18 protein-coding genes and 1 tRNA gene are annotated in these 22,401 nt (G+C 65.4%); 6 read left to right on the plus strand and 13 right to left on the minus strand.

Features of this window, described 5'->3' with window-relative positions:
* Window positions 1-73 precede the first annotated feature (73 nt).
* The gene (locus KVP70_RS08515; RefSeq protein WP_229224701.1) at window positions 74-700 is read right to left on the minus strand and encodes a phage integrase N-terminal domain-containing protein; all 627 of its coding nucleotides are present in this window, start codon (window positions 698-700) and stop codon (window positions 74-76) included.
* Between the two features lie 844 nt (window positions 701-1,544).
* Here KVP70_RS08515 and KVP70_RS08520 point away from each other — a divergent pair.
* Complete coding sequence (locus KVP70_RS08520; RefSeq protein WP_229224702.1) at window positions 1,545-1,793, plus strand: helix-turn-helix transcriptional regulator; 249 nt, start codon at window positions 1,545-1,547, stop codon at window positions 1,791-1,793.
* 95 nt (window positions 1,794-1,888) lie between these two features.
* Here the strand turns inward: KVP70_RS08520 and KVP70_RS08525 are convergent.
* Window positions 1,889-1,965: transfer RNA gene (locus KVP70_RS08525), tRNA-Pro, on the minus strand.
* Between the two features lie 123 nt (window positions 1,966-2,088).
* On the opposite strand from KVP70_RS08525, the gene KVP70_RS08530 reads away from it, so the two are divergent.
* Complete coding sequence (locus KVP70_RS08530; protein WP_217941719.1) at window positions 2,089-2,925, plus strand: SIR2 family NAD-dependent protein deacylase; 837 nt, start codon at window positions 2,089-2,091, stop codon at window positions 2,923-2,925.
* A 5-nt stretch (window positions 2,926-2,930) separates the two neighbouring features.
* Here KVP70_RS08530 and KVP70_RS08535 read toward each other — a convergent pair whose 3' ends face one another.
* The 5 genes from KVP70_RS08535 to KVP70_RS08555 form a co-directional block, all read right to left on the minus strand.
* Entirely contained in the window at window positions 2,931-3,638 is a 708-nt protein-coding gene (locus KVP70_RS08535; RefSeq protein ID WP_217941720.1) for a fumarylacetoacetate hydrolase family protein, read from the minus strand.
* Between the two features lie 86 nt (window positions 3,639-3,724).
* A complete protein-coding gene (locus KVP70_RS08540) occupies window positions 3,725-4,339 on the minus strand; it encodes a TetR/AcrR family transcriptional regulator (protein WP_217941721.1) in 615 nt (204 codons plus the stop codon).
* 125 nt (window positions 4,340-4,464) lie between these two features.
* Window positions 4,465-5,901 (minus strand): AdeC/AdeK/OprM family multidrug efflux complex outer membrane factor, encoded by a 1,437-nt coding sequence (gene adeC, locus KVP70_RS08545; RefSeq protein ID WP_217941722.1) that lies wholly within the window; start codon window positions 5,899-5,901, stop codon window positions 4,465-4,467.
* Window positions 5,902-5,903: 2 nt separating this feature from the next.
* Entirely contained in the window at window positions 5,904-9,038 is a 3,135-nt protein-coding gene (locus KVP70_RS08550) for an efflux RND transporter permease subunit (protein WP_217941723.1), read from the minus strand.
* 12 nt (window positions 9,039-9,050) lie between these two features.
* A complete protein-coding gene (locus tag KVP70_RS08555; RefSeq protein WP_217941724.1) occupies window positions 9,051-10,229 on the minus strand; it encodes an efflux RND transporter periplasmic adaptor subunit in 1,179 nt (392 codons plus the stop codon).
* Window positions 10,230-10,426: 197 nt separating this feature from the next.
* Here KVP70_RS08555 and KVP70_RS08560 point away from each other — a divergent pair, with 197 nt between their 5' ends.
* From KVP70_RS08560 to KVP70_RS08570, 3 genes are all read left to right on the plus strand, one after another.
* Window positions 10,427-12,580, plus strand: coding sequence for a diguanylate cyclase domain-containing protein (locus KVP70_RS08560; protein WP_229224703.1), 2,154 nt, complete (start codon window positions 10,427-10,429; stop codon window positions 12,578-12,580).
* Window positions 12,581-12,698: 118 nt separating this feature from the next.
* Window positions 12,699-14,198, plus strand: coding sequence for an ATPase domain-containing protein (locus tag KVP70_RS08565; protein ID WP_217941725.1), 1,500 nt, complete (start codon window positions 12,699-12,701; stop codon window positions 14,196-14,198).
* 5 nt (window positions 14,199-14,203) lie between these two features.
* Window positions 14,204-15,736 carry an ATP-binding protein gene (locus tag KVP70_RS08570; RefSeq protein ID WP_217941726.1) on the plus strand — a complete coding sequence of 511 codons (1,533 nt, stop codon included), beginning with the start codon at window positions 14,204-14,206 and terminating at the stop codon, window positions 15,734-15,736.
* Between the two features lies 1 nt (window position 15,737).
* On the opposite strand, the gene KVP70_RS08575 is transcribed toward KVP70_RS08570, so the two are convergent.
* The 6 genes from KVP70_RS08575 to KVP70_RS08600 form a co-directional block, all read right to left on the minus strand.
* A complete protein-coding gene (locus tag KVP70_RS08575) occupies window positions 15,738-16,481 on the minus strand; it encodes a hypothetical protein (RefSeq protein WP_217941727.1) in 744 nt (247 codons plus the stop codon).
* A 101-nt stretch (window positions 16,482-16,582) separates the two neighbouring features.
* Window positions 16,583-18,490 carry an MFS transporter gene (locus tag KVP70_RS08580; protein ID WP_217941728.1) on the minus strand — a complete coding sequence of 636 codons (1,908 nt, stop codon included), beginning with the start codon at window positions 18,488-18,490 and terminating at the stop codon, window positions 16,583-16,585.
* Between the two features lie 103 nt (window positions 18,491-18,593).
* On the minus strand, window positions 18,594-19,163 hold the full coding sequence (locus tag KVP70_RS08585) for a PIN domain-containing protein (protein ID WP_217941729.1): 570 nt from the start codon (window positions 19,161-19,163) through the stop codon (window positions 18,594-18,596).
* Window positions 19,160-19,387 (minus strand): hypothetical protein, encoded by a 228-nt coding sequence (locus tag KVP70_RS08590; protein ID WP_217941730.1) that lies wholly within the window; start codon window positions 19,385-19,387, stop codon window positions 19,160-19,162. Before KVP70_RS08590 ends, KVP70_RS08585 begins: the two co-directional genes overlap by 4 nt.
* Before the next feature lie 47 nt (window positions 19,388-19,434).
* Window positions 19,435-20,712 (minus strand): sensor histidine kinase, encoded by a 1,278-nt coding sequence (locus tag KVP70_RS08595; RefSeq protein WP_217941731.1) that lies wholly within the window; start codon window positions 20,710-20,712, stop codon window positions 19,435-19,437.
* A gap of 4 nt (window positions 20,713-20,716) precedes the next feature.
* On the minus strand, window positions 20,717-21,355 hold the full coding sequence (locus KVP70_RS08600) for a response regulator (protein WP_262311746.1): 639 nt from the start codon (window positions 21,353-21,355) through the stop codon (window positions 20,717-20,719).
* Window positions 21,356-21,506: 151 nt separating this feature from the next.
* Between KVP70_RS08600 and KVP70_RS08605 the strand changes: the two genes are divergently transcribed.
* Window positions 21,507-22,139, plus strand: a complete 633-nt coding sequence (locus KVP70_RS08605) for an energy transducer TonB (protein WP_217941732.1) — start codon at window positions 21,507-21,509, stop codon at window positions 22,137-22,139.
* The last annotated feature ends 262 nt before the right edge of the window (window positions 22,140-22,401 follow it).

The following is a 22,401-nucleotide window of genomic DNA, read 5'->3' on the forward strand; positions in this document are numbered from 1 at the left end:
ATCATCCGCACCACTTCCAGCTTCAGGCTGGGCTCGAATGTCTTACGTTTTCTTGTTGTCATGCTTTAACTCCTCAGATGGTGGATTTTCCACCTATTGAGGTGTCCGGGCAAATTAGACCACAGCACCGCTTGGCCTCATTGAGCACGGTGCGTTGTTCCGGCGTGCGAATGGCGATTTCGCGATACTTTCCGCCCTTGGTCCACGTGTCCTTGAGCTTCAGTCGATCGCCGCCATCGGCCCACGCGGGAACGATCTTGATGCTCTCCTCCCGCCGCAAACCAAACGCGGACTGCAAACGCAGCGACATCGCCGTGTACGCATCCGTAATCTTCGCCAGGCGCGCCTCGTCAAGCACCTTGGCCTTGGAGATATTGGTGACAAAGGTGCGCTTGTCGATGTCGTAGCTGCCGTTGTCGCGCGCGATGATGTTGTCCTTACCGATCTTCTGCGCCCACCATCGCATGGCGCTCATACGGTTCTTCATCGTGCCGGCGCAGACGCCATCGGCCTTCCACTGCTGCACCAGCGCATCCACATGCTTGGGACGCAGACTGTCAGCATTCATATGGCGATATCCGAGATCGTGCAACTGGTTGGCGACGTGCGAGAGTATCCGCGCGCGGTCGGACTGCGTGGCATAGCTGCCATCGCGATTGCGGTCGCACAGCTGCTTGAGTTGATAGTTCAAGTCGCGCATCGCATGCTCCTAAAATCAAACTTGGTGTGATCGAGTCAGGTCAGTGTTTCTGGCCACCGTGCTTGCCGCAGCAAGGACGGTTTGTAAAGGCCCCGGGACACCACTCCCGTGTATGCGGTATGTTCACTGCTTGCCCGCGCCGCATGCGCGTATGGCGCCGCGATCCGCCCCTTGTAGAAGCTTGATCGCGGTGGGACCAGTTACCCAGGGTCCATGGGGTGTGCCTCGCACACGTTGTCGGCCCACGAGGGGCAAGGTTGGCAAGCAGCGCTCTGCTGCGCTGATAGCGGTAGATCCGCTGTCACTGGCCAGCGTCACTGAGAAAACAGCGGCGGAGCCCATATAGCGCTTGGTTGCTAGCGCGTCGTCACTGGCAGCAGGCCGCCAGTAACGACGCGCGGTTTGCGCCGCAGACCAGGGCGGCGTATCGACATGCACGCGGCGGCAGAACGCCGCGTGAGGTGGGGACGGTGCGTGAATGCGCACGATTTGACGCGCATCTTCCTCAGGGGAAGGATGCGCAATATGGATGCAGCCTATCCAGGCTGATCGCGGGCTCGCTCAAAGGCGAAGCCAATCTAAAAACAAATGTGGAGACTAAGGGCGCGTGACGAGCGCTACGCCTGGCGTGATGCCAAGTTGCGCAAAGGACGATTCCTTCGCTTCGAAAAGCATATTGTCCTCCACCTGACATCGCGCCGGCATCACCGACTTAAAATTCTCATCGATTTATTTGTCGACGAAGCTGGCGAAGAATCGAGGCCAAAAACGGGGCCCATTTCGGGTCGCACTTGCGCGGCAATCGGAGGACAGTGCTGGCAGCACCTAGACAATGGAGGAAGACATGAAACGATCACCGCTGCCCCGCACCACACGAATGATCCGCCTGCCGGAAGTGATGGCGATCTGCGGGCTGTCGCGCAGCACCGTCTACGCCTACACCAAGCGCGGCGAATTCCCGGCGCGGGTTAAGATAACCAGGCATGCTTCGGCATGGGTTCGGGAAGAGGTGCTGGCCTGGGTAGTAAGCCGTATCCACGCCAGTCGCAGTTGTACCCCAACACCGGCAGAAAATCGTGAGACTGGGGTTTGACCGCTAAAAGAAGTTTGTTGGGGTATTTATTGGGGTACAGACTTGTAAAAACAACAAAGGCCAGTCCGAAGACTGGCCTAAGCTGTTGATTCTATTGGTCGGGGCGAGAAGATTCGAACTTCCGACCCCTTGCACCCCATGCAAGTACGCTACCAGGCTGCGCTACGCCCCGACGAATTTGGAATTATAGCAGTGCCTTTAAGTATTTGTCATGTTTGCTTTTCGCTGCATTGCAACATTGCGCCGCCACGCGCAGGAGTAAGATGTAAGCTTCTGCTCGCCATCGAAAGCCTGCATGTCTTCCCCCGCCGAACTCGCCGCCCTCAGCCAAGCCGCCGACCTCGTCAAACAGGCCGACGCCCTGGTCATCGCCGCCGGCGCCGGCATGGGCGTCGACTCCGGCCTGCCCGATTTTCGCGGCAACGAAGGCTTCTGGCAGGTCTACCCCGCCCTCGGCCGCGCGCGCATGGAGTTTTCCAGCATCGCCACGCCCTACACCTTCCGCTCCGATCCAACACTGGCATGGGGCTTCTACGGCCATCGCCTCCAGCTCTACCGCAACACCACGCCGCATGCCGGCTTCGCCCTGCTCAAGGCGTGGGGCGAAGGCATGGCGGCCGGCTACGGCGTCTTCACCAGCAATGTGGACGGCCACTTCCAACGCGCCGGCTACGACCCACACCCCATCCACGAATACCATGGCTCCATCCATCATCTGCAATGCATGGAACCCTGCGGCCCGGATATCTGGAGCGCCGACAGCTTCGTGCCGGAAGTCGATCTCGAAGCTTGCCACCTGCTGAACGCCGCGCCGCTATGCCCGCACTGCGGCGGCATGGCGCGGCCGAATATCCTGATGTTCGGCGACTGGGGATGGAACGAACGCCGCACGGTGATGCAGGAGGCGCGCCTGCAATCCTTGCTGCAAGCGGCGCAGCGCCCGCTGGTGATCGAGTTGGGCGCGGGCGCGGTGGTCCCCTCGGTGCGCCACTTCAGCCAGCGTGTGCTCAAGAATCACAACGGCCGCATGATACGGATTAATCCGCGCGAGCCGGATGTCGGCAACCCGCTCGATGTGGGCCTGGCGATGGGCGCCCTCGCCGCCTTGACGGCGATCGACGCACTGTTATAAACGATTTACACCAATTTGACGGCGATGCTGGACAGACCGTCCACCTTGCCCACCAGCGTTTGCCCGCGCACCACGGCGCCCACACCTTCGGGTGTTCCGCTGAAAATCAGGTCGCCCGGCGCCAGCGCGAACAGCGTGGACAAATTGGCGATGGTCTCGTTGATCGACCAGATCAGGTGATCGATGGTGGCCGACTGCCTGGTCACGCCTTCCACCGCCAGCTCGATAGCGGCGCGGTTGATATCGCCCGCTTCGGCCGCGCGGTGGATCAAGCCCACCGGCGCCGAATAGTCGAAGGCCTTGCCGATCTCCCAGGGACGGCCGGCGTCGCGCATTTTGAATTGCAGGTCGCGGCGCGTCATGTCCAGCCCCACCGCGTAGCCGAAGATATGTCCGGCCGCGTCTTCCACCGCGATATTGCTGCCGCCCTTGCCGATGGCGACCACCAGTTCGCACTCGTAGTGCAGGTTGCTGGTCACCTGCGGATACGGCAGGTCCAGCACTGCGCCCGGCGCCACAGGGACAACGGCTTGCGCGTCGTTGGGTTTGCAGAAGAAGAATGGCGGTTCGCGATCCGGGTCAAAGCCCATCTCGCGCGCGTGCGCGGCGTAATTGCGGCCGACGCAGTAGACGCGGCGTACAGGGAACAAATCGGCGGTACCGGCGACCGGCAGGCCGACGATGTCATGGGCGGGAATTACGTAGGATGTCATGATGCTCCGATAGGCTGGAATGGGAGAGCGATCATGGTACAACAGCCTCCGCCCGCTTGCTGCGGACGGAAACAATACGAGACAAATCAGGTCATCAACAACGCCCGCATGGCGATGCGGAAGGCATCCACCAGGCTGGCGCGGTTCATGTTCGGTCGATACAGCGCACGTATCGTCAGTCCGTGGAAGTAGGAGATCAGCGTGTCGAGACGGCCGTCCAGCAGCACGTCGTCCACCGGCAGGTTGCGCTGTTCGCGGCCGCGCTTGACCAAGTCGCGCAATTGCGCGCGCGAGACTTCTTCGTTTTCGCGCATCTTGGCGGCGATGACCGGATTGCGCGACGCTTCGGCAAACATCTCCAGCGGCACGCTCCATGGCTGCGGGTCGAGCGACTCGTCGATGTGGATGTGGGCATCTTCCAGTATCGCTTCCAACGGATCTTCGCGCGACGCCAGGTCGCGCAACAGGCCCGATACATGCTCGGCCTCGCGGGCGACAAAGGCCAGGATGATGGCGTCCTTGCCGTCGAAGTAGTTGTAGATATGGCCCGCGCTCATGCCGGCCTGCTTGGATATTTCGGACATGCTCGCACCATGGAAGCCGCTGCGCGCAAAGCAGATGGCGGCCGCTTCCAGCACCTGGTTGCGCCGGTTCTGCGCGCGTTCCGGGTCGGTGCGTCGTTTTACGATGGGTGCGGTCATGGGGTCTTCCTTGGGTAACGAACTTGCCTGAGGCGGTACTGTGGCGAAGCTGACGATTTTTGTCAATTTATCAGCAGTCGAAGGCGGCGGACGCGCAACACTTTGCGCCCGCCGCCCCGGCCACCTTAGCCGCGCTGCTGCGCGACCTCCGGCTGCCAGCCGCCGCCCAGCACCTTGTACAGGGTGACGGCGTTGCTGGATTTGCCCAGCCGCGCCGAGATCAGGCCCTGCTGCGCCGCGTACAGTGCACGCTGCGACACCAGCGCGTTCAGGTACGAGTCCGCCCCCTTGCGGTAGCGTGCCTCGTGGATGCGGAAGCTCTTGTCGGCCGCATCGACCAGCGCCTGCTGCGAGGCGATGCGCTCGTCCAGCGTGCCGCGCTGGGCCAGCGCGTCCGCCACTTCGCGGAACGCCACCTGGATCGCCTTCTCATACTGCGCCACCGAGATGTCGCGATTGGCCTTGGCGATATTCAGGTTGGCGCGATTGACGCCGCCGTCGAAGATCGGCAAATTGATCTGCGGGACGAAGCTCCACGTCGACGATCCCGCCTTGAACAGGCCGGACAAGTTGCTGCTCGCGCTGCCGCCCGACGCCGTCAGCGATATGCTGGGGAAGAAGGCGGCGCGCGCCACGCCGATGTTGGCGTTGGCGGCGCGCAGCGCGCGTTCGGCTTCCTGCACATCGGGACGGGCTTGCAGCAGGTCCGACGGCAGGCCTGCAGGAATCGCGGCCAGCTGCGTTACCGCATCCAGCTCGCCGGCAGGCAGCAAGTCCGCGGGCACGCCGCTGCCGACCAACAGCGTCAGCGCGTTCTGGTCCAGCGCCACTTGCGCGGTGTAGACCGCCATGTCGCTGCGCGCCGATTCGACGCTGGTCTGCGCTTCGTACATATCGACGCCGGAGGTGACGCCGGAATCGAAGCGCTTCTTGCTCAGGTCATAGGAAGTCTGCTGGCTGCGCAGCGTTTCCGCCGCCAGCTTCAGGCGCTGCTGGTCGGCGATCAGCGTCAGGTAGGCGTTGGCCACTTCGGCCACCAGCGTGATCTGCTGCGCGCGGCGCGCCTCCTCGGTGCCGAGGTAGGTCTGCAAGCCGGCATCCGACAGATTGCGCACCTTGCCGAAGAAGTCCAGCTCATACGAGGCCATCGCCAAACCGCCGCTGTACTGGCGGCTGATGGCCGCTTCGCCGGTGCCGGTCATGGTCGAAGGCGTGCGCGACGCGCTCTGACTGACGTTGGCCGACAGCTTGGGCAACAAGGCCGCGCTGTCGATGTTGTACTGCGCCTTGGCCTTCTCGATGTTGAGCACCGATACGCGCAGGTCGCGGTTGTTGGCCAGCGCCAGCGCGATCACCTGACGCAGACGCTCGTCGGCGAAGTATTCGCGCCACTGGATTTCGGATACCGGCTTGGCATCAGCCGCCGCTGCCGGCACGCCTTTGTAAGCGTCGCCGGCCGGCCAGGCTTGCGCCACCGGTTGCGCCGGACGTTCGTACACCGGCGCCAGGCTGCAACCAGCCAACATCGCCAGCGCAGCCATAGTGAGTAAAGATTTTTTCATGATTAATGTACCTCGACAGCAGCAACAGGGGCGGCGGCCTTCTTGCTGAAGAAACCGCGCACCAGTACAAAGAACACCGGCACAAAGAAGATGCCCAGGAAGGTGGCAGACAGCATCCCGCCCAACACGCCGACGCCGATGGCGTTCTGGCTGCCGGAACCGGCGCCGCTGCTGATCGCCAGCGGCAGCACGCCAAGACCGAAGGCGATGGACGTCATCAGGATCGGACGCAGTCGCAGACGCACGGCCTGCAAGGTCGCCTGTTTCAATTCCACGCCCTGCTCTTGCAGCTCCTTCGCGAACTCCACGATCAGGATCGCGTTCTTCGCCGCCAGGCCCACCACGGTCAACAAGCCAACCTGGAAGTAGACGTCGTTCGACAGCTTGAACACATACGTCGCCAGCACCGTGCCGATCACACCCAGCGGCACCACCAGCAGCACCGAGAACGGAATCGACCAGCTTTCATACAGCGCGGCCAGGCACAGGAACACGATCAGAATCGAGATCGCATACAGCTGCGTGGTCTGCGAGCCGGAGTCGCGTTCTTCCGTCGACAGGCCGGTCCACTCGAAACCGATACCCGGCGGCAGCTTGGTCGCCATCTCTTCAATTGCCGCCATCGCGACGCCCGAACTCTGGCCCGGCGCCGGCATGCCGAGGATCTCGGTCGACGGCAGGCCGTTGTAGCGCTCCAGGCGTGGCGACGCATAGATCCACTTGCCGGTCGAGAAGGCCGAGAAAGGCACCATCTCGCCGTCGGCATTACGGACAAACCATTTGCCCAGGTCTTCCGGCGACATGCGCGAATCGGGCTGGCCCTGCATGTACACCTTCTTCACGCGGCCACGGTCGACGAAGTCGTTGACGTAGGCGCTACCCCAGGCGGTGCTCAGCACCTTGTTCACATCGGCGATGGACAAGCCCAGCGCCGTCGCCTTCTGCTGGTCGACGGTGATCTTGTACTGCGGCGTGTCTTCCTGTCCGTTCGGACGCACCCCCATCAGCACCGGATTCTTGGACGCCATGCCCAGCATCTGGTTACGCGCCGCCATCAGTGCTTCGTGGCCGACGCCGCCCTGGTCCTGCAGCTGCAGATCGAAACCGCTGGCGTTACCCAGCTCCAGCACCGCAGGCGGGGCGAAGGCGAACACCATCGCATCCTTGATCTGCGAGAAGCTGCCCATGGCGCGGCCGACGATGGCGGTCACGCGCTGGCCGGCGCCCTTGCGCTCCGACCAGTCCTTCATGCGCACGAAGGCGATACCGGTGTTCTGGCCGTTGCCGCTGAAGCTGAAGCCAGCCACCGCGAACACCGACGCCACCGAATCCTTCTCTTCGTTCAGGAAGTGCTGCTCGACTTTTTCGATCACCTTCAGCGTGCGCTGCTGGGTCGCGCCGGTCGGCAGCTGGATTTGCGAGAACAGCACGCCCTGGTCTTCTTCCGGCAGGAAGGAAGTCGGCAGGCGCACGAACACGAAGGCCAGCACCGCCAGCAGCAGCGCGTACATGATCAGCGAACGTCCGCTGCGGTTCAGCAGCGCGCCCACCCAGCCCTGGTACTTCAAGCTGCTGCGGTCGAAGCTGCGGTTGAACCAGCCGAAGAAGCCGGTGTCGATCGCCGTATGGCCCTTGGCCACAGGCTTGAGCAAGGTCGCGCACAGCGCCGGCGTGAAGATCATCGCCACCAGCACCGACAGCACCATGGCCGAAACGATCGTCACCGAGAACTGGCGGTAGATCACGCCGGTGGAGCCGCTGAAGAAGGCCATCGGCACGAACACCGCCGACAGCACCATCGCGATGCCCACCAGCGCGCCGCTGATCTGGCCCATCGATTTGCGTGTCGCTTCGACCGGCGACAAGCCCTCCTCCGTCATCACGCGCTCGACGTTTTCCACCACCACGATGGCGTCATCGACCAGCAGGCCGATCGCCAGCACCACCGCGAACATGGTCAGCGTGTTGATCGAATAGCCCAGCGCCGACAGGATCGCGAAAGTCCCCAGCAGCACCACCGGCACCGCCATCGTCGGGATCAGCGTGGCGCGGAAGTTTTGCAGGAACAGGTACATCACCAGGAACACCAGGATCACCGCTTCCACCAGCGTCTTGACCACTTCCTCGATCGACAGCTTGACAAACGGCGTGGTGTCGAAGGCGATCACCGCCTTCATCCCGGCCGGGAACTGCTTCTCCAGCGCTGCGATCCGCGCCTTGACGGCGTTGGCGGTATCGAGCGCGTTGGCGCCGGTGGCCAGCTTGATGGCGACGCCGGTGGCGGCCTTGCCGTTGTAGCGGGCCAGCACGTTGTAGTTCTCGCTGCCCAGCTCCATGCGGGCCACGTCGCGCAGGTGCACGGTGGCGCCGCTGGCGGCGGTCTTGAGCAGGATGGCGCCGAACTGCTCGGCGGTCTGCAAGCGGCTCTGCGCCGAGACGGTGGCGTTGAGCTGCTGGCCCGGCATGGCGGGCGTGCCGCCCAGTTCACCGGCCGAAACCTCGGTGTTCTGCGCGGTGATGGCTGCTGTCACGTCGGCCGGCGTCAATTGATAGCTTTGCAGCTTGGCCGGATCGAGCCAGATGCGCATCGCGTACTGGGCGCCGAACAGCGTCACGTCGCCCACGCCTTCCACGCGGCTGAGCGGATCGATGACGTTGGCGGCCACGTAGTCGCCCAGGTCGGCCTGCTTCATGCTGCCGTCTTCGGAGACGAAGCCCAGCACCATCATGAAGTTCTTGGTGGCCTTGGCCACCACCAGGCCTTGCTGGGTGACGATGGCTGGCAGCAGCGGCGTCGCCAGTTGCAGCTTGTTCTGCACCTGCACCTGGGCGATGTCCGGGTTGGTGCCGCTCTTGAAGGTCAGCGTGATGCCGATGCCGCCGGTGCCGTCACTCGACGAGGACATGTAGCGCAAGCCGTCGATGCCCTTCATCTTCTGTTCGATGACCTGGGTGACCGCGTCTTCCACCGTCTTGGCGGAGGCGCCGGGATAGGAACCGCTGATCGAAATCGACGGCGGTGCGATGCTTGGATACTGCGCGATCGGCAGGCCGAGAATCGCGATCACGCCCGAAAGCATGATGACGATGGCGACGACCCACGCGAAGATCGGGCGGTCAATAAAGAAACGTGACATGGTGATGCTCCTTTATTGGGCGCTCTTGGCGTTGGACGGCATGGCGCCGCCAGCTGCCACGGCGGCGGCAGGCTTGGCGGCATTGGCCGCCGCACCCGGTTTGACCTTTTGCACGCCTTCGACGATCAGCAGGTCGCCCGCATTCAGGCCGGACTTGACCAGCCACTTGTCACCCATGGTGCCGCCGGTGACCAGCACGCGCTGTTCGACCTTGCCTTCCTTGTTCAGCACCAGCGCGGTCGCCTCACCCTTGGCGTTGCGGGTCACACCCTGCTGCGGCACGGCGATGGCCTGCTCGTTGACGCCCGATTCCAGCACCGCGCGCACGAACATGCCAGGCAGCAGATCGTGCTTCGGGTTGGGGAACAGCGCGCGCAGGGTGACGTTGCCGGTGCCAGGATCGACCGTCACATCGGAGAACTGCAGCTTGCCGCTTTCGGCGTACTTGCTGCCATCCGACAGCAGCAGCGTGACCCTGGCCTGGCCGCCGGCCTGCTTCAAGCCGCCGCTTTCCAGCTCGCGCTTCAGGCGCAGCAGGTCCTCGCTCGATTGCGTGACATCGACATAGATCGGGTCCAGCTGCTGCACGGTGGTCAGCGCGGCGCTCTGGTTGGCAGTCACCAGCGCGCCCGGCGTGATGGCCGAGCGGCCGATACGGCCGCTGATCGGCGCGTCGACGTGGGTGTATTGGAGGTTGATGGCGGCCTGCTCCAGCGCCGCGGCGGCCGATTCCACGTCGGCCTTGGCCTGCTCGTTGGCGGCGACGGCGTCGTCGTAGTCCTGGCGGCTCACGCCTTCGATCGCCACCAGGTCCTTGTAGCGCGCCACTTTCGGGCCGCTGGTCATCAGGTTGGCCCTGGCCTTGGCCAGCGCCGCCTTGGCCGAGTTGTAGGAGGCCTGGTAGCTGGCCGCGTCGATCTGGTACAGCGCCACGCCGGCCTTGACGTCGGCGCCTTCGACAAACAGGCGTTTTTGTATCAGTCCGCTGACCTGCGGGCGCACTTCGGCCACCTGGAAGGCGGCGGTGCGGCCCGGCAGTTCGGTCGTGATATGCAGCGCTTCCGGCGCCACTTTAAAAACGCCCACTTCCGCCACCTGCATATGAGGTGCTTCGGTCGTGGTTTTGGAGCAGCCGGCAACGAACACGGCTGCGGTGATCAGGGCTGCGGTCCTGCAGAAAAGAGCTTCCATGATGGGACTTTCTGTATAAAAAATGTGCATAAGTTAGTAGAATGAACGATCATTCTAATTAAGTCAAGCGTGTTTTTGTCCATGGCACGACAAAGCGTGGCGCGCGGCGGTGAATTTCTCCGGGGGATGGAGGTAGGCGCCGCGCCCGGTGCTACAATGAATTTAATTTCTTTCAGACATCTTTTTTGGCCCGCGCCATGACATCGCAGCCCCCTCCACGCACGGCCCGGCCGCGCCTCACCACGCTGGTGACAGTGGGTGTGGCCGCGACGGTGTTGATGTCGGTGCTGTCGCTGCTGGTGCTGGTCGATCACTTCGCCATCGACTACGCCGAGCGCGAAGCGGGCCTGCGTTTGCAGCAGCTGTCGTGGCAGATGCGCGATTCGCTCAACCGCGTGGTGCAGAAGGCCACCGGCGACGTCCAGCTGCTGACCGAGCTGCCGCAGATCCGCGACGCCAAATCCCCCACCGAGATCCGCCAGGTGCTCGAAAGCCTGCAAAAAACCTTCCCCGACTACGCCTGGATCGGCCTGGCCAATCCCGACGGCAGCGTCTACGCCGCCACTCAGGGCTTGCTCGAAGGCCAGGATGTCAGCGGCCGGGCCTGGTTCAAGGGCGGCCGCGACAAGCTCTACGCCGGCGATTTCCACCCCGCCAGCCTGCTCGGCAAAAAACTGCCGTACAGCGCCGACCCGTGGCGCTTCGTCGACGCGGCCGGCCCGGTGCGGCGCACCGACGGCAGCTACCGCGGCGTGCTGTGCGTGCACATGAGCTGGAACTGGGCGCGGCGCCTGGTGCAGACCATCCTGACGCCGGCCGACCAGCAGTATTCGGCCGACATCTTCGTGGTGCGCGGCGACGGCACCGTCATGCTCGGCCCCAAGGGCACCGAAGAAAAGACCATCGGCAGCACCAGCCTGGCGCTGTCGCAAACGGGCGCGCCGGGCTCGCTGAAGGAAACCTGGCCCGACGGCCGCAGCTATCTGACCGGTTTCTCCCGCACCGGCGACCTGAACAACCCGGCCACGCTGACCTGGTCGGTGCTGGTGCGCCAGCCGGAGGACGTGGCGCTGGCCGGCGCCCGCGCGCTGGAACGTCAGATCCTGCTGCTGGGCGCCATCCTCGGCGTGGCCATGGCGCTGGCGGCGTCGGCGGCGGCGCGCCGGCTGACGCGGCCGCTCAACGCGCTCAGCAGGAACATCGAACAGCGCTCGGGGGCGCCGGCCGACACGCCGCCGGACGCGCTGCCGCCTATCCCGCTGGTCGACAGCTTCCACGAGGCGCAGGTGCTGTCGCAGGCGTTGGCCGGGCTGGTGCGCAACGAGCAGGACCACCTGGGCAACTTGCGCGGCTTGAACGAGAAACTGGAATCGACCGTGGCCGAGCGCACCCGCGAGATCGCCCGCAAGGCGCTGCTGCTGGAGCGCGCGCTGGCGCAGGAACAAAGTACGCAGCGGCTGCTGCAGGAGCGCGCGGCCGAACTGCGCGCCATCCTCGACAACGCCCACGACGCCTTCATCGCCCTCGATCCGGGCGGCGTGGTGCTGGACTGGAACCGCCAGGCCGAGAAGCTGTTCGGCTGGAGCCGCGCCGAGGTGATCGGCCAGCCGCTGGCGGCGATGGTGCTGCCGCCGCTGCTGCGCCGCGCCTATGAGCGCGACATGCGCCAGCTGGCCGACTGCGGCGCCGACACGGTGCTCAACCGCCGCATCGAACTGACCCTGTGCAACCGCGCCGGCCAGGAGCTGCCGGTGGAAGTGTCGCTGGCCTATGTGCCGCGCAGCAGCGGCCACCTGTTCATCGCCTTCCTGCACGACATCAGCGAGCGCAAGACACTGTTCGAATCGATGGAGGCGATGGCGCTGCGCGACACGCTCACCGGCCTGCCCAACCGGCGCGCGCTGATGGCCGCGCTGACCGAGGCGATCCAGCGCGCCAGCCGCCTGCGCCACAGCTGCGCCGTGTTCTTCCTCGACCTCGACCGCTTCAAGCAGATCAACGACCGCTACGGCCACGAGGAAGGCGACGAACTGCTGCGCCAGTTCGCCGCGCGGGTGCAGCACATCGTGCGCAAGACCGACACCGTGGGCCGCCTGGCGGGCGACGAGTTCATCGTCATCCTGGAAAACCTGCACAGCGACAACGCGGCGCAGGAAACGGCCGACAAGCTGCGGCCGGCGCTGCAACAGCCGTTCCGCCTGAAGACCGCCACCGTCTCGCTCAGCGCCAGCATCGGCATCGCCATCCACCATCCGGACGACCCGCAGGATATCGAGATGCTGCTCAACCGCGCGGACCGCGCGATGTATCTCGACAAGCAGAATGGCGCGCAGCAGCGCCTGCTAGGCTAAGGCCGCGTTGGCCTCGCACGTTTGCTATCGAAAATCCCGCTTCCTCCATTTCAGGTAGTATCAGCCGAATATCCGCCGCGCCCTGGCGACTGCGGCGCCCATTTTTCGGACCGCGCCCATGCAAGCACAGAACAGCGTTACGCATCTGTTTCTCTCGACCGGCGTGCCCGGCCTGGACGAGGTGCTGGCCGGCGGCCTGACGCGCGACCGGCTCTACCTGGTCGAAGGCGCACCGGGCACGGGCAAGACCACGCTGGCGCTGCAGTTCCTCAACGAGGGCATGCGCCACGGCGAGCCGGTGCTCTACATCACGCTGGCCGAAACCGCCGTCGAACTGCTGAGCGTGGCGCAGTCGCACGGCTGGACCATGGACGGCATCCACATCGAGGAGATCCTGCCCAGCGAGGACGTGCTCGACCCCGAGCAGCAGTACACCATTTTCCATCCGTCCGAAATCGAGCTGGGCACCACCATCCAGCGCATCGCCGCCGCCATCGAACGGCACCAGCCGCGCCGCGTGGTGCTCGATTCGCTGTCGGAGTTGCAGCTGCTGGCGGAAAGCCCGCTGCGCTACCGGCGCCAGGTGCTCGCGCTCAAGCAGTACCTGGGCAGCCGCAGCTGCACCACCATCTTCCTCGACGACCGCACCGCCCTCAGCACCGACCTGCAGGTGCGCAGCGTGGCGCACGCGGTGCTGACCCTGGAACTGGCCGACCAGGCCTACGGCGCCGAGCGGCGCCGGCTGCGCGTGGTCAAGTACCGTGGCATCGCCTTCCGCGGCGGTGCCCACGACTACAAGATCATCCGCGGCGGCCTGCAGGTGTTCCCGCGGCTGGAGGCGGCGGCCAGCCGCGTGGTCAGCGAACGGCGCCAGCTGTCGAGCGGCCTGCCGGCGCTGGACCAGCTGATCGGCGGCGGCCTGGAAGAAGGCATGAGCACGCTGATCTCCGGGCCGCCGGGCACCGGCAAGTCCACGCTGGCGGCGCAGTTCGTGCACGCCGCCACCCAGCGCGGCGAGCCATGCGCGATGTTCCTGTTCGAAGAGGCGCGCAACAATATGCTCAACCGCGCGGCCGGGGTCGGCATGCGGCTGGCCGACGCCATCGACCGCAACTTGCTGACGATCCAGCAGATCGACCCGGCCGAGCTGGCGCCCGGCCAGTTCTCGCACGCGGTGATGCAGGCGCTCGAGCGCGGCGTGCGGGTGGTCGTCATCGACAGCCTGAACGGCTACCTGAACGCGGTGCCGGACGAGCGCTTCCTCACCATCTACCTGCACGAGCTGCTCACCTACCTGGGCCAGCGCGGCGTGGTCAGCATCGTGGTCGGCGTCCAGCAGGGCATGCTGGGCAGCGGCATGACCACCGCGATCGACGCCAGCTACATCGCCGACAACGTCATCATGCTGCGCTACTTCGAGGCCGAGGGCGAGGTGCGGCAGGCGATCTCCGTGTTCAAGAAGCGCGGCAGCGCGCACGAGCGCACCATCCGCCGCTTCCGGATCTGCAAGGATGGCATCCACGTCGGGCCGGTGCTGAACGACTTCCACGGCATCCTCACCGGCGTGCCCACCTACAACGGAACGCTGGCCGTGGCCGGCGATCTTCCGGCCGGCTGACGCCGATGGAAACGCGCATCCTGATCTACGCGCCGACCGGCCAGGACGCCACCCTGGCGGCCAAGGTGCTGGCGATGGCGGCCATCAACAGCCACGTCTGCCGCTCGCTGGCGGAGCTGGCGGCGCAGTTGGAGCGCGGCGCCGGCGCGGTGCTGACGGTGGAGGAAGCGCTGGCGCCGGGCGGCTACAAGCTGCTGCAGGAGCACGTGGCGCGCCAGCCCGACTGGTCCGACCTGCCGATCATCCTGCTGACCCATCGCGGCGCCGATACGCCGACGGTGCGCCAGGCCGTGGCCGGCCTGGGCAACCTGAACCTGATGGAGCGGCCGGTGCGCACGCTGACCCTGATCACGGCCGTGCACGCCACGCTGCGCGCGCGCCACAAGCAGTACCAGGTGCGCGAGGCGGCGCGCCGCAAGGACGAGTTCCTCGCCAGCCTGGGGCACGAGCTGCGCAATCCGCTGGCGCCGATCCGCACCTCGGTCTCGCTGCTCACGCATATGTATCCGGACGCGCCGCCGGTGGCGCGCATCCGCGACATGGTGGAGCGCCAGGTGCGGCTGCTGACGCGGCTGGTCGACGACCTGCTCGACGTGGCCCGCATCACCAGCGGCAAGATCAACCTGCAACGCCAGCAGGTGAGCCTGGCGGCGGTGATGAACCACGTCGGCGAGCTGTGCCTGCAAGCGGCGGACGCCAAGCGCATCGACATCGCCTGGCAGCTGCCGGCCGAGGACGTCCTGCTCGACGCCGACTATGCGCGGGTGGTGCAGATCGTCGCCAACATCGTGTCGAACGCGGTCAAGTTCACGCCGCAGGGCGGCCGGGTGGCGGTGGCCGCCAGCTGCCATGGCGACGAACTGCTGGTGACGGTGCGCGACAACGGCATCGGCCTCGACGCCGAAGCGATCGCGCGCATCTTCCGCATGTTCGAGCAAAGCAAGACCGTGGCCGGCCAGTTCTCCAGCGGCCTGGGCATCGGCCTGAGCCTGGCGCGCCGCTTCGCCGAGATGCACGGCGGCTCGGTCGAGGCCAGCAGCGCCGGTCCCGGCCAGGGCAGCGAATTCGCGATCCGCCTGCCGGTGCTGGGCGGCGCCGCGCACGACCCCGCGCTGCCGGCGGCGGCCGGCGACGTCGACGGCCGCAAGTTGCAGGTGCTGGTGGTGGACGACAACCAGGACGCCGCCGATTCGCTGGCGGCGCTGCTGGAGATCGACGGCTTCGACGCGCACGCGGTGTACGACGGCGCCAGCGCCATCGCCGCCAGCGCCGAGCATCCGCCGGACCTGATCATCCTCGACCTCGACCTCGGCATGCCCGGCATGGACGGCTACGAGACCGCGCGGGCGATCCGCCAGCGCCCCGGCGCCGACGGCATCCTGATGATCGCGCTGACCGGCTGGGGCCAGGGCGACGCCCGCCGCCGCTCGGGCGAGGCGGGCTTCGATCACCACCTGGTCAAGCCGGTGGAGCTGGACCAGATCGTGCGCCTGGCCGGCGCGCGCCAGAACCGCGAGCAGGTGCAGGCCGCGCGCTGACTTACAGCGGCTTGATGTTGATGGTCGCGCCTTGCAGGTAGAAGGCGTTGCTGCCTTCAAAGCCGGAATCGGCGCCCAGCATGATCCAGATGCGGCCATCCTTGTCGGCAGTTACCTCGATCGCGTCGCTCGACTTGCGCGTGGTGCTGGCCCACTTGCCGCCGGAGCAGCTCAACCCTTCGACGCCCTGCGTGCCCAGCACCTTGCCCTGAGGGCCGGAGACGGCCTGGTTGCCGCGATCCAGGTTCACGCGATAGCTGCCGTTCGGCTGCGGCAGGGTCTTGATGTAGTCGTAGCTGGCCGCCGCCACCATCCACACGCTCTCGCCGCGCGAGCCGCCGACGCCCATGCAGCCGGTGGCCGCATCGGTCGCGTAGCGCATCTCGAAGGTGACGAGGTACTTCGCGTGCTTCACGAAGCCGTCCAGCTGGCGCCTGGCGTAGGTCAGCAGGTCGTCGCTGTTGTTATGCGAAGCCAGGTAGTAGCCCTTGCCGGTCAGGGGCGCCGGCAAGTCCTTCCAGCCCGACGCCACTTCGGTCGGCCGGTCCTTGTCGTAGTAGTCGGCGACGTCGGAGGTCCAGCCGTCGATACCTTGGTTGAAGTCGATCGTCACCGTCGATGCCGTCGGCGTCCCGTAGTCCGGGAAGAAGACCGGGGTGGGAATGAAGTCTCCACCGCCGCAGCCGGCCAGTGTGAAGGCGCCGGCGACAGCCAGTGCGGCGAACAGTTTTTTTTGTGCGTGCATGGTTTCCCCTAGAGTGTGCAAGGCCTTGGTAAGGCAGCGACTTATTCTAAAGAAAACTTGTATCTTTTTACAACCACTTTGTAACCACCCGTAAGCAAAGCCTACTTCCAATCGCCGCGCAGTTCCAGCACGCGCTCCTGCAAGCCTTCCGGCGTCACGTCCTGCGGCGGCACCGGCACGCCGACCGCCAGCGCCAGCCGCGAACGCAGGCCGGTGCGGAAGGCGCGCTCGAACACATTGGCGCCGCTGCGGCTGAGCAGATGGCCCCACAAACCGCGCAGCGCCATCGGGATCACCGGCACCTTGGTGCGCTCGACGATCTTGGACACGCCGCCCTTGAATGCATTGATCTCGCCGGTGCTGGTCAGGCGGCCTTCCGGGAAGATGCACACCAGGTCGCCCTCGTGCAGCGCCTGGGCGATGTCGACATAGGCCTTCTCCATCAGCCACGGGTCTTCCTTGGCCGGCGCGATCGGGATCGCGCGCGCGGTGCGGAAGATCCAGCCCAGCAGCGGCAGCTTGAAGATGCGGTGGTCCATCACGAAGCGGATCGGCCGCGGGCTGGCCGCGCCGATGACGATGGCGTCGACGTAGCTGACGTGGTTACACACCAGCACCGCCGCGCCTTCGGCCGGAATGCGCTCGGCGTCGATCAGGCGCACGCGGTGCACGGTGTGGATCAGCATCCAGGCCAGGAAGCGCATCAGGAATTCCGGCACCAGCGAGAAGATGTAGACCGCCACCACCGCGTTCAGCGCAGCCGTCACCAGGAACAGCTGCGGGATCGTGAAGCCCTGCCCCAGCAGCACGATGGCCAGGCCGGCCGCCGCCACCATGAACAGCGCGTTGAGGATGTTCATGCCGGCGATGGTGCGCGACATGTGGGCGGGATCGCAGCGGGTCTGGATCAGCGCGAACAGCGGCACGATGAAGAAGCCGCCGAACATGCCGATCAACAGCACGTCGGCCAGGATGCGCCACATGCCGTGCTGCACCATCAAGGCGAAGGCGTCCAGGTGCGGGCCGGCGGCCAGCGCGGCGGCCCCGGCACTGAAACCCTGGCTGGAGAAATACAGGTCGGCGCCGAAGACGGACAGGCCGATCGAGCCGAACGGCACCAGGCCGATCTCCACCTTGCGGCCGGACAGCCGTTCGCACAGCAGCGAGCCGCTGCCCACGCCCAGCGAGAACACCGTCAGCAGCAGCACGAACACGCTGTGGTCGCCGTGCAGGTAGTCCTTGGCGTACACCGGGAACTGCGCCAGCACCAGTGCGCCGTAGAACCAGAACCACGAGTTGCCCAGCATGGACAGGAACACCACGCGGTTCTTGCGCGAGAAGTTGATGTTGCGGAACGATTCGCCGATGAAGTTCCAGCTGACCTTCAGCTCCGGCGCAGGCGCCGGCGCCAGCGGGATGCGGTAGCTGGCGACCAGGCCGAGCAGCGCAACGGCGATGGTGGCGACGGCTTCGAAGGCGATGCCGTTGGGCTTTTGCACCACCAGCACCGCGCCCAGGATCTCGCCCAGCAGGATGCCGACGAAGGTGCCCATCTCGGTCACGCCGTTGCCGCCGATCAGTTCCTCGGGCTTGAGCTGCTGCGGCAGGTAGGCGTATTTGACGGGGCCGAACAGGGTCGAGTGGATGCCCATGCCGACCACGGCGGTGACCAGCAGCCACAGGGTGTGCGTCATCCAGCCCAGGCCGGCGATGCACATGATGGCCACCTCCAGCCATTTGACGAAGCGGGTCAGGCCGGACTTTTCGAACTTGTCGGCCAGCTGTCCGGCGGTGGCCGAGAACAGCACGTAGGGCAGGATGAACAGGCCGGGGATCAGGTTGGTGATCAGCGACGGCGACAGCGTGGTCCAGCTCATCGCGTCGAAGGTCAGCATCACCACCAGCGCGGTCTTGAACAGGTTGTCGTTGAACGCGCCGAGGAACTGGGTCCAGAAAAACGGCGCGAAGCGGCGTTGCGACAACAGGGAAAACTGATTGGGCTGGCTCATGTCTGCGGCATCCGTTCTGATGGGTGTTACGGAAAGGTTGAACGGATTATAACCCCATGCCGCGCGATCCAAACATGCCGACAAGCAACAAGCTAGCGCCAGATCAATCCAGCCACGCACTCAGGATATCCTCGGCTCCGCTGCTGGCAAGCGCGCCGGCAGCACGCGCGGTCGGGCCGCGTATCGTGGTGGCGCGGTCGAGGATCAGCTCGGCGTCGGGAATCAGCTGCCGCCGCTGAAGGCCGTGCAGGAAGGTCGATGTCGACAGGATCAGGACGTTGTCGGGAATACGGACCAGGAAATTGGTCTTGCGAACATCGGAGTCTTCAAACAGCAGCAGACCGGCATCGATGCCATCCGCCAGTTCGCGGGCCAAAATTTCGGCCGCCGCCATCTCGCCGCGATTGCGCGTGCGCAGCGCCGGGTTCAACGCCAGCAAGGCTGAAAACTCAACATACTCCTCGGTGTCGCCGATTTCCACGGCGTCGCGATTGAGATCCAGCCACGCAAGCAGCTCCTGCGCGCCCGGTTTGCCGGCGTGGCGCGTGATCTCGAACCGCACCATGTCCGGAATGACGACACGTACACCCAGCAAGGTCAGCGTGTCGAGCGCGTCGGCTACCGCCAGCGTAATGAGCGGCCCGGCGTTCGTCACGATCAAGGCGATGTTCATCCGAACACCCGTTCGAACACATTGCGCTGCGCCTCGTTGAAATGCAAACGGCTGTCGACGCGCGGCAAAGGCAAGCCACGGCGGGCCAGCTCATTCAATATCTCGCCGAACCAAAGCCCGCTGGACTGCTCCAGTTCGCGGCGGCTGATTCGGCCCTCCGAATAGGCCGCCAGCAACTGCTCTAGTTGCGGACGGCCAGTATCAGCAACGACTGCGGTTTCCATGATGAATCTCGCGTTGAAGTCACGGTTTGACTATACACCGAATGGCCTCATGCCTGCGGAATGAAGATGGCGATGCGCGTGCCGGCGCCGATGGCGGTGCTGATGTCGATGCGGCCGTCGAAGGCCGCCACCCGCTCGCGCATGCCGACGATGCCGATGCCGGGCGAGGCCAGCGCCGCGTCGTAGCCGTTGCCGTTGTCGGCGATCTCCATGCGCAGCCCGGCCCCATCGAGCGACAGGCTCACCGTCACCTGCGTGGCGCGCGCGTGCTTGGCGATGTTGGACAGGGCCTCCTGCATGATGCGGTAGGCCGAGATGCCGATGCCGCTTTCCAGTTGCGCGAACTGGCCGTCGGCGCGGAAGCTGTAGCGGCAGCCGGCGTGCGCGCGATCGTAATGGCGCACCATCTCTTCCACCGCGCCGTCCAGGCCCAGCATGTCCAGCACCTCGGGACGCAGGCGCCGCACCAGCGTGCGGCCGCTGTTGTAGAGCCCCAGCGCCAGCTTGATGATGGACTGCGCGCGCTCGCGCACCTCGCCCGGTTGGCTGACGTCGACGATGCGCTGCGCCTCCAGCCGCGCGGCGATCAGCGTGGCGTTGAGTTCATCGTGGATCTCCAGCGCGATGCTCTTGCGCTCATCCTCGACGGCGGTGTTGACCTTGCGGATCAGGCGGCGCTTTTCCGCATCGGCCGCGCGCAGCGCCTGCATCGACGCCTGCAGCGATGCGTTCAAGCCGGTCGACAGCTGCCACGCCAGCAGCGCGCAGGCCATCAGGCCCAGGCTGGCCACCAGCAGCTCGACGTAGAAACGGCGCGTCTGCTTGAGCAGCAGCGCCGACGGCGACATCGTCACCCGCACATAGCCCATCGTCTCGACCGCGATGCCGCTGGCGCCGGGCGGCTTGTCCTTCAGGTAGGGTTTGCCGTCGGCGGCCAGCATGGTCACGAACATCAGGCGCTTGAGCACCGGCGCCTCGTAGTAGCGGGCGTCCGGCTGGCCCGGCGCATGCGCGGCGGCCTGCACCAGCGCATGCCGCTGCGCGTCCAGCACCTCGATGCGGTAGATGCTGGCGTCCGAGCGCAGCAGGCCGTTGATGGTCAGCCGCAGGTCATCGTAGCGGCGCGACAGCAGGCTGAATTCGCTGCTTTCGGCCAGCACCTTGGCCACCAGCGGGCCGCGCTCGGCCATCTCCTCGCGCACCTCGGACAGCCGCGAATGGTAGGCGTACCAGACGAAGGTGCTGAACATATAGGCCAGCGGGATGACGGTGACGCACAGCAGCCGCGCGCGCACGCTCCAGTGGCGCCAGAAATCAAAACGCATACCCCTACGGCTCGATCAGGCCGTGCTTGACGGCCAGCCGCGTGATGTAGGCCGGCCGGTGCACGCCCAGCTTCTCCTTCACCGCCTGGCTGATGTTGCTGATGGTTTTGGTGGAGACGTCAAGCTTCTCGGCGATCTCCGCGTTGGTCAGGCCCTCGGCCATCAGCGTGAAGATCTCCAGCGCGCGTTCGTCCAGCTGCGACTGCGGCGACGCGTCGCCGCGCACCGACAGGTTGGCCAGCCGCTCGGCGATCTGCGGCAGGAAGTACAGTTCGCCGTCATGCGCGCGCCGCACCGCCGCCGCCAGGTCGGCCGGGTCGCAATCCTTGGTCATGAAGGCGCGGCCGCCGAGACGGTAGGTTTCCTTGATCAGGCTGTCCTGGTCGAACTGGCTGAGGAAGACGATGGCGGCGTCCGGCGCCTGCGCCAGGATCTGCTTGGCCACGTCCAGGCCGGTCAACTGCTCGCCGAAGCGGATGTCCAGCACCGTCACGTCCGGCTTGAGCTGCCGGAACTGTTCCAGCGCTTCTTCCGGCGTGCGCGCCTGTCCCACCACGTGCAACCCCTGCCCTTCGAGCGACATCGCGAAGCCCGTCATCACGATCGGATGATCGTCCGCCAGCATGACCCGTATCTTCTTCACTGCTACCTCCTGGAATATTTGCTACCCGATGGTGGAAGCATACCACACCATCCCGGCGCAAAATATTCCAGAAATATCCTTTTATTTTGCTATTACATGGAATAGTATACCTCCAACACATAGCAATCCCCACCACCACCAAGGAGCACATATGCATCAGAAAAAGAATCTCACCGGTCTCACCGTCGTGACCCTGCTGCACGTAGCGCTGCTGGCGGCCTTCCTGCACGGCTCCAAACTGACGGTGTTCAAAACCAGGGAATCGGTGATCGACCTGACGCCGACCGCACCCGTGCCGCCACCACCGAAAGTGCTGCCGCCCGACGTGCCGCTGCCCAAGCTGGCCCCGCCGGACATCTTCGTGCCGCAGGTGGAAACGCCGGTGCTGCCATCCAACCCGCCGCCAGTGACGGCGCGGCCGCTGACGGAGCAGCCGCCATCCCAGCCATCCCGGCCGGGAATCGCCGAACCGGGCGCCAAGACAGTGGTGAAAGCGGCGCCGCTGCTGGTGGCGGCGGTGGTGGACGCCAAGGCCTGCGCCAAGCCGGACTATCCCAAGTCCGCGCTGCGCAACGGCGATACCGGCGTCGTCACGCTGGCACTGCTGATCGGTACCGACGGCCGGGTGGCCGATTCGAAGGTGGAGAAATCCAGCGGCTTCCGTGAACTGGACCGCGCGGCCCAGACCGGCCTGGGCCTGTGCAAATTCAAGCCCGGCACCGTGGACGGCGTGCCGCAGCAATCCTGGACCAGGATGCAGTATGTGTGGAGCCTGGACGACTAAGCCAGTTTAAGCTCTGGCGCCCGTGAGCGCTGGCTGTCTGCCTGCGCGCCGTCCCCGTGCAACCGCGCTATCGCCGCTTTCCGCGCCGACCGGCAGACCTCGGCAAGCAACCATTCATCGCTACCGGGAAGGCGCAGCCAGACGGAATTCCAGGCATTGCGGTTGCCGCTGCCGTAGAGGTTCGCAAAGCTGGACGGCGATACCGCGTGCCCGTCGTACTTGATTTCCGCCCCCACCACTGCAGAAAGTACCTGTGAATTCG

Source organism: Duganella violaceipulchra, from assembly GCF_019166075.1.
Classification (GTDB): Bacteria; Pseudomonadota; Gammaproteobacteria; order Burkholderiales; family Burkholderiaceae_D; genus Rugamonas; species Rugamonas violaceipulchra.

What these genes read in the sequence shown, in the direction of transcription:
- KVP70_RS08515 (WP_229224701.1), bottom strand. Translation starts at nt 700, where the DNA reads ATGCGCGACTTGAACTATCAACTCAAGCAGCTGTGCGACCGCAATCGC.
- KVP70_RS08520 (WP_229224702.1), top strand. Translation starts at nt 1,545, where the DNA reads ATGAAACGATCACCGCTGCCCCGCACCACACGAATGATCCGCCTGCCG.
- KVP70_RS08530 (WP_217941719.1), top strand. Translation starts at nt 2,089, where the DNA reads ATGTCTTCCCCCGCCGAACTCGCCGCCCTCAGCCAAGCCGCCGACCTC.
- KVP70_RS08535 (WP_217941720.1), bottom strand. Translation starts at nt 3,638, where the DNA reads ATGACATCCTACGTAATTCCCGCCCATGACATCGTCGGCCTGCCGGTC.
- KVP70_RS08540 (WP_217941721.1), bottom strand. Translation starts at nt 4,339, where the DNA reads ATGACCGCACCCATCGTAAAACGACGCACCGACCCGGAACGCGCGCAG.
- adeC (WP_217941722.1), bottom strand. Translation starts at nt 5,901, where the DNA reads ATGAAAAAATCTTTACTCACTATGGCTGCGCTGGCGATGTTGGCTGGT.
- KVP70_RS08550 (WP_217941723.1), bottom strand. Translation starts at nt 9,038, where the DNA reads ATGTCACGTTTCTTTATTGACCGCCCGATCTTCGCGTGGGTCGTCGCC.
- KVP70_RS08555 (WP_217941724.1), bottom strand. Translation starts at nt 10,229, where the DNA reads ATGGAAGCTCTTTTCTGCAGGACCGCAGCCCTGATCACCGCAGCCGTG.
- KVP70_RS08560 (WP_229224703.1), top strand. Translation starts at nt 10,427, where the DNA reads ATGACATCGCAGCCCCCTCCACGCACGGCCCGGCCGCGCCTCACCACG.
- KVP70_RS08565 (WP_217941725.1), top strand. Translation starts at nt 12,699, where the DNA reads ATGCAAGCACAGAACAGCGTTACGCATCTGTTTCTCTCGACCGGCGTG.
- KVP70_RS08570 (WP_217941726.1), top strand. Translation starts at nt 14,204, where the DNA reads ATGGAAACGCGCATCCTGATCTACGCGCCGACCGGCCAGGACGCCACC.
- KVP70_RS08575 (WP_217941727.1), bottom strand. Translation starts at nt 16,481, where the DNA reads ATGCACGCACAAAAAAAACTGTTCGCCGCACTGGCTGTCGCCGGCGCC.
- KVP70_RS08580 (WP_217941728.1), bottom strand. Translation starts at nt 18,490, where the DNA reads ATGAGCCAGCCCAATCAGTTTTCCCTGTTGTCGCAACGCCGCTTCGCG.
- KVP70_RS08585 (WP_217941729.1), bottom strand. Translation starts at nt 19,163, where the DNA reads ATGAACATCGCCTTGATCGTGACGAACGCCGGGCCGCTCATTACGCTG.
- KVP70_RS08590 (WP_217941730.1), bottom strand. Translation starts at nt 19,387, where the DNA reads ATGGAAACCGCAGTCGTTGCTGATACTGGCCGTCCGCAACTAGAGCAG.
- KVP70_RS08595 (WP_217941731.1), bottom strand. Translation starts at nt 20,712, where the DNA reads ATGCGTTTTGATTTCTGGCGCCACTGGAGCGTGCGCGCGCGGCTGCTG.
- KVP70_RS08605 (WP_217941732.1), top strand. Translation starts at nt 21,507, where the DNA reads ATGCATCAGAAAAAGAATCTCACCGGTCTCACCGTCGTGACCCTGCTG.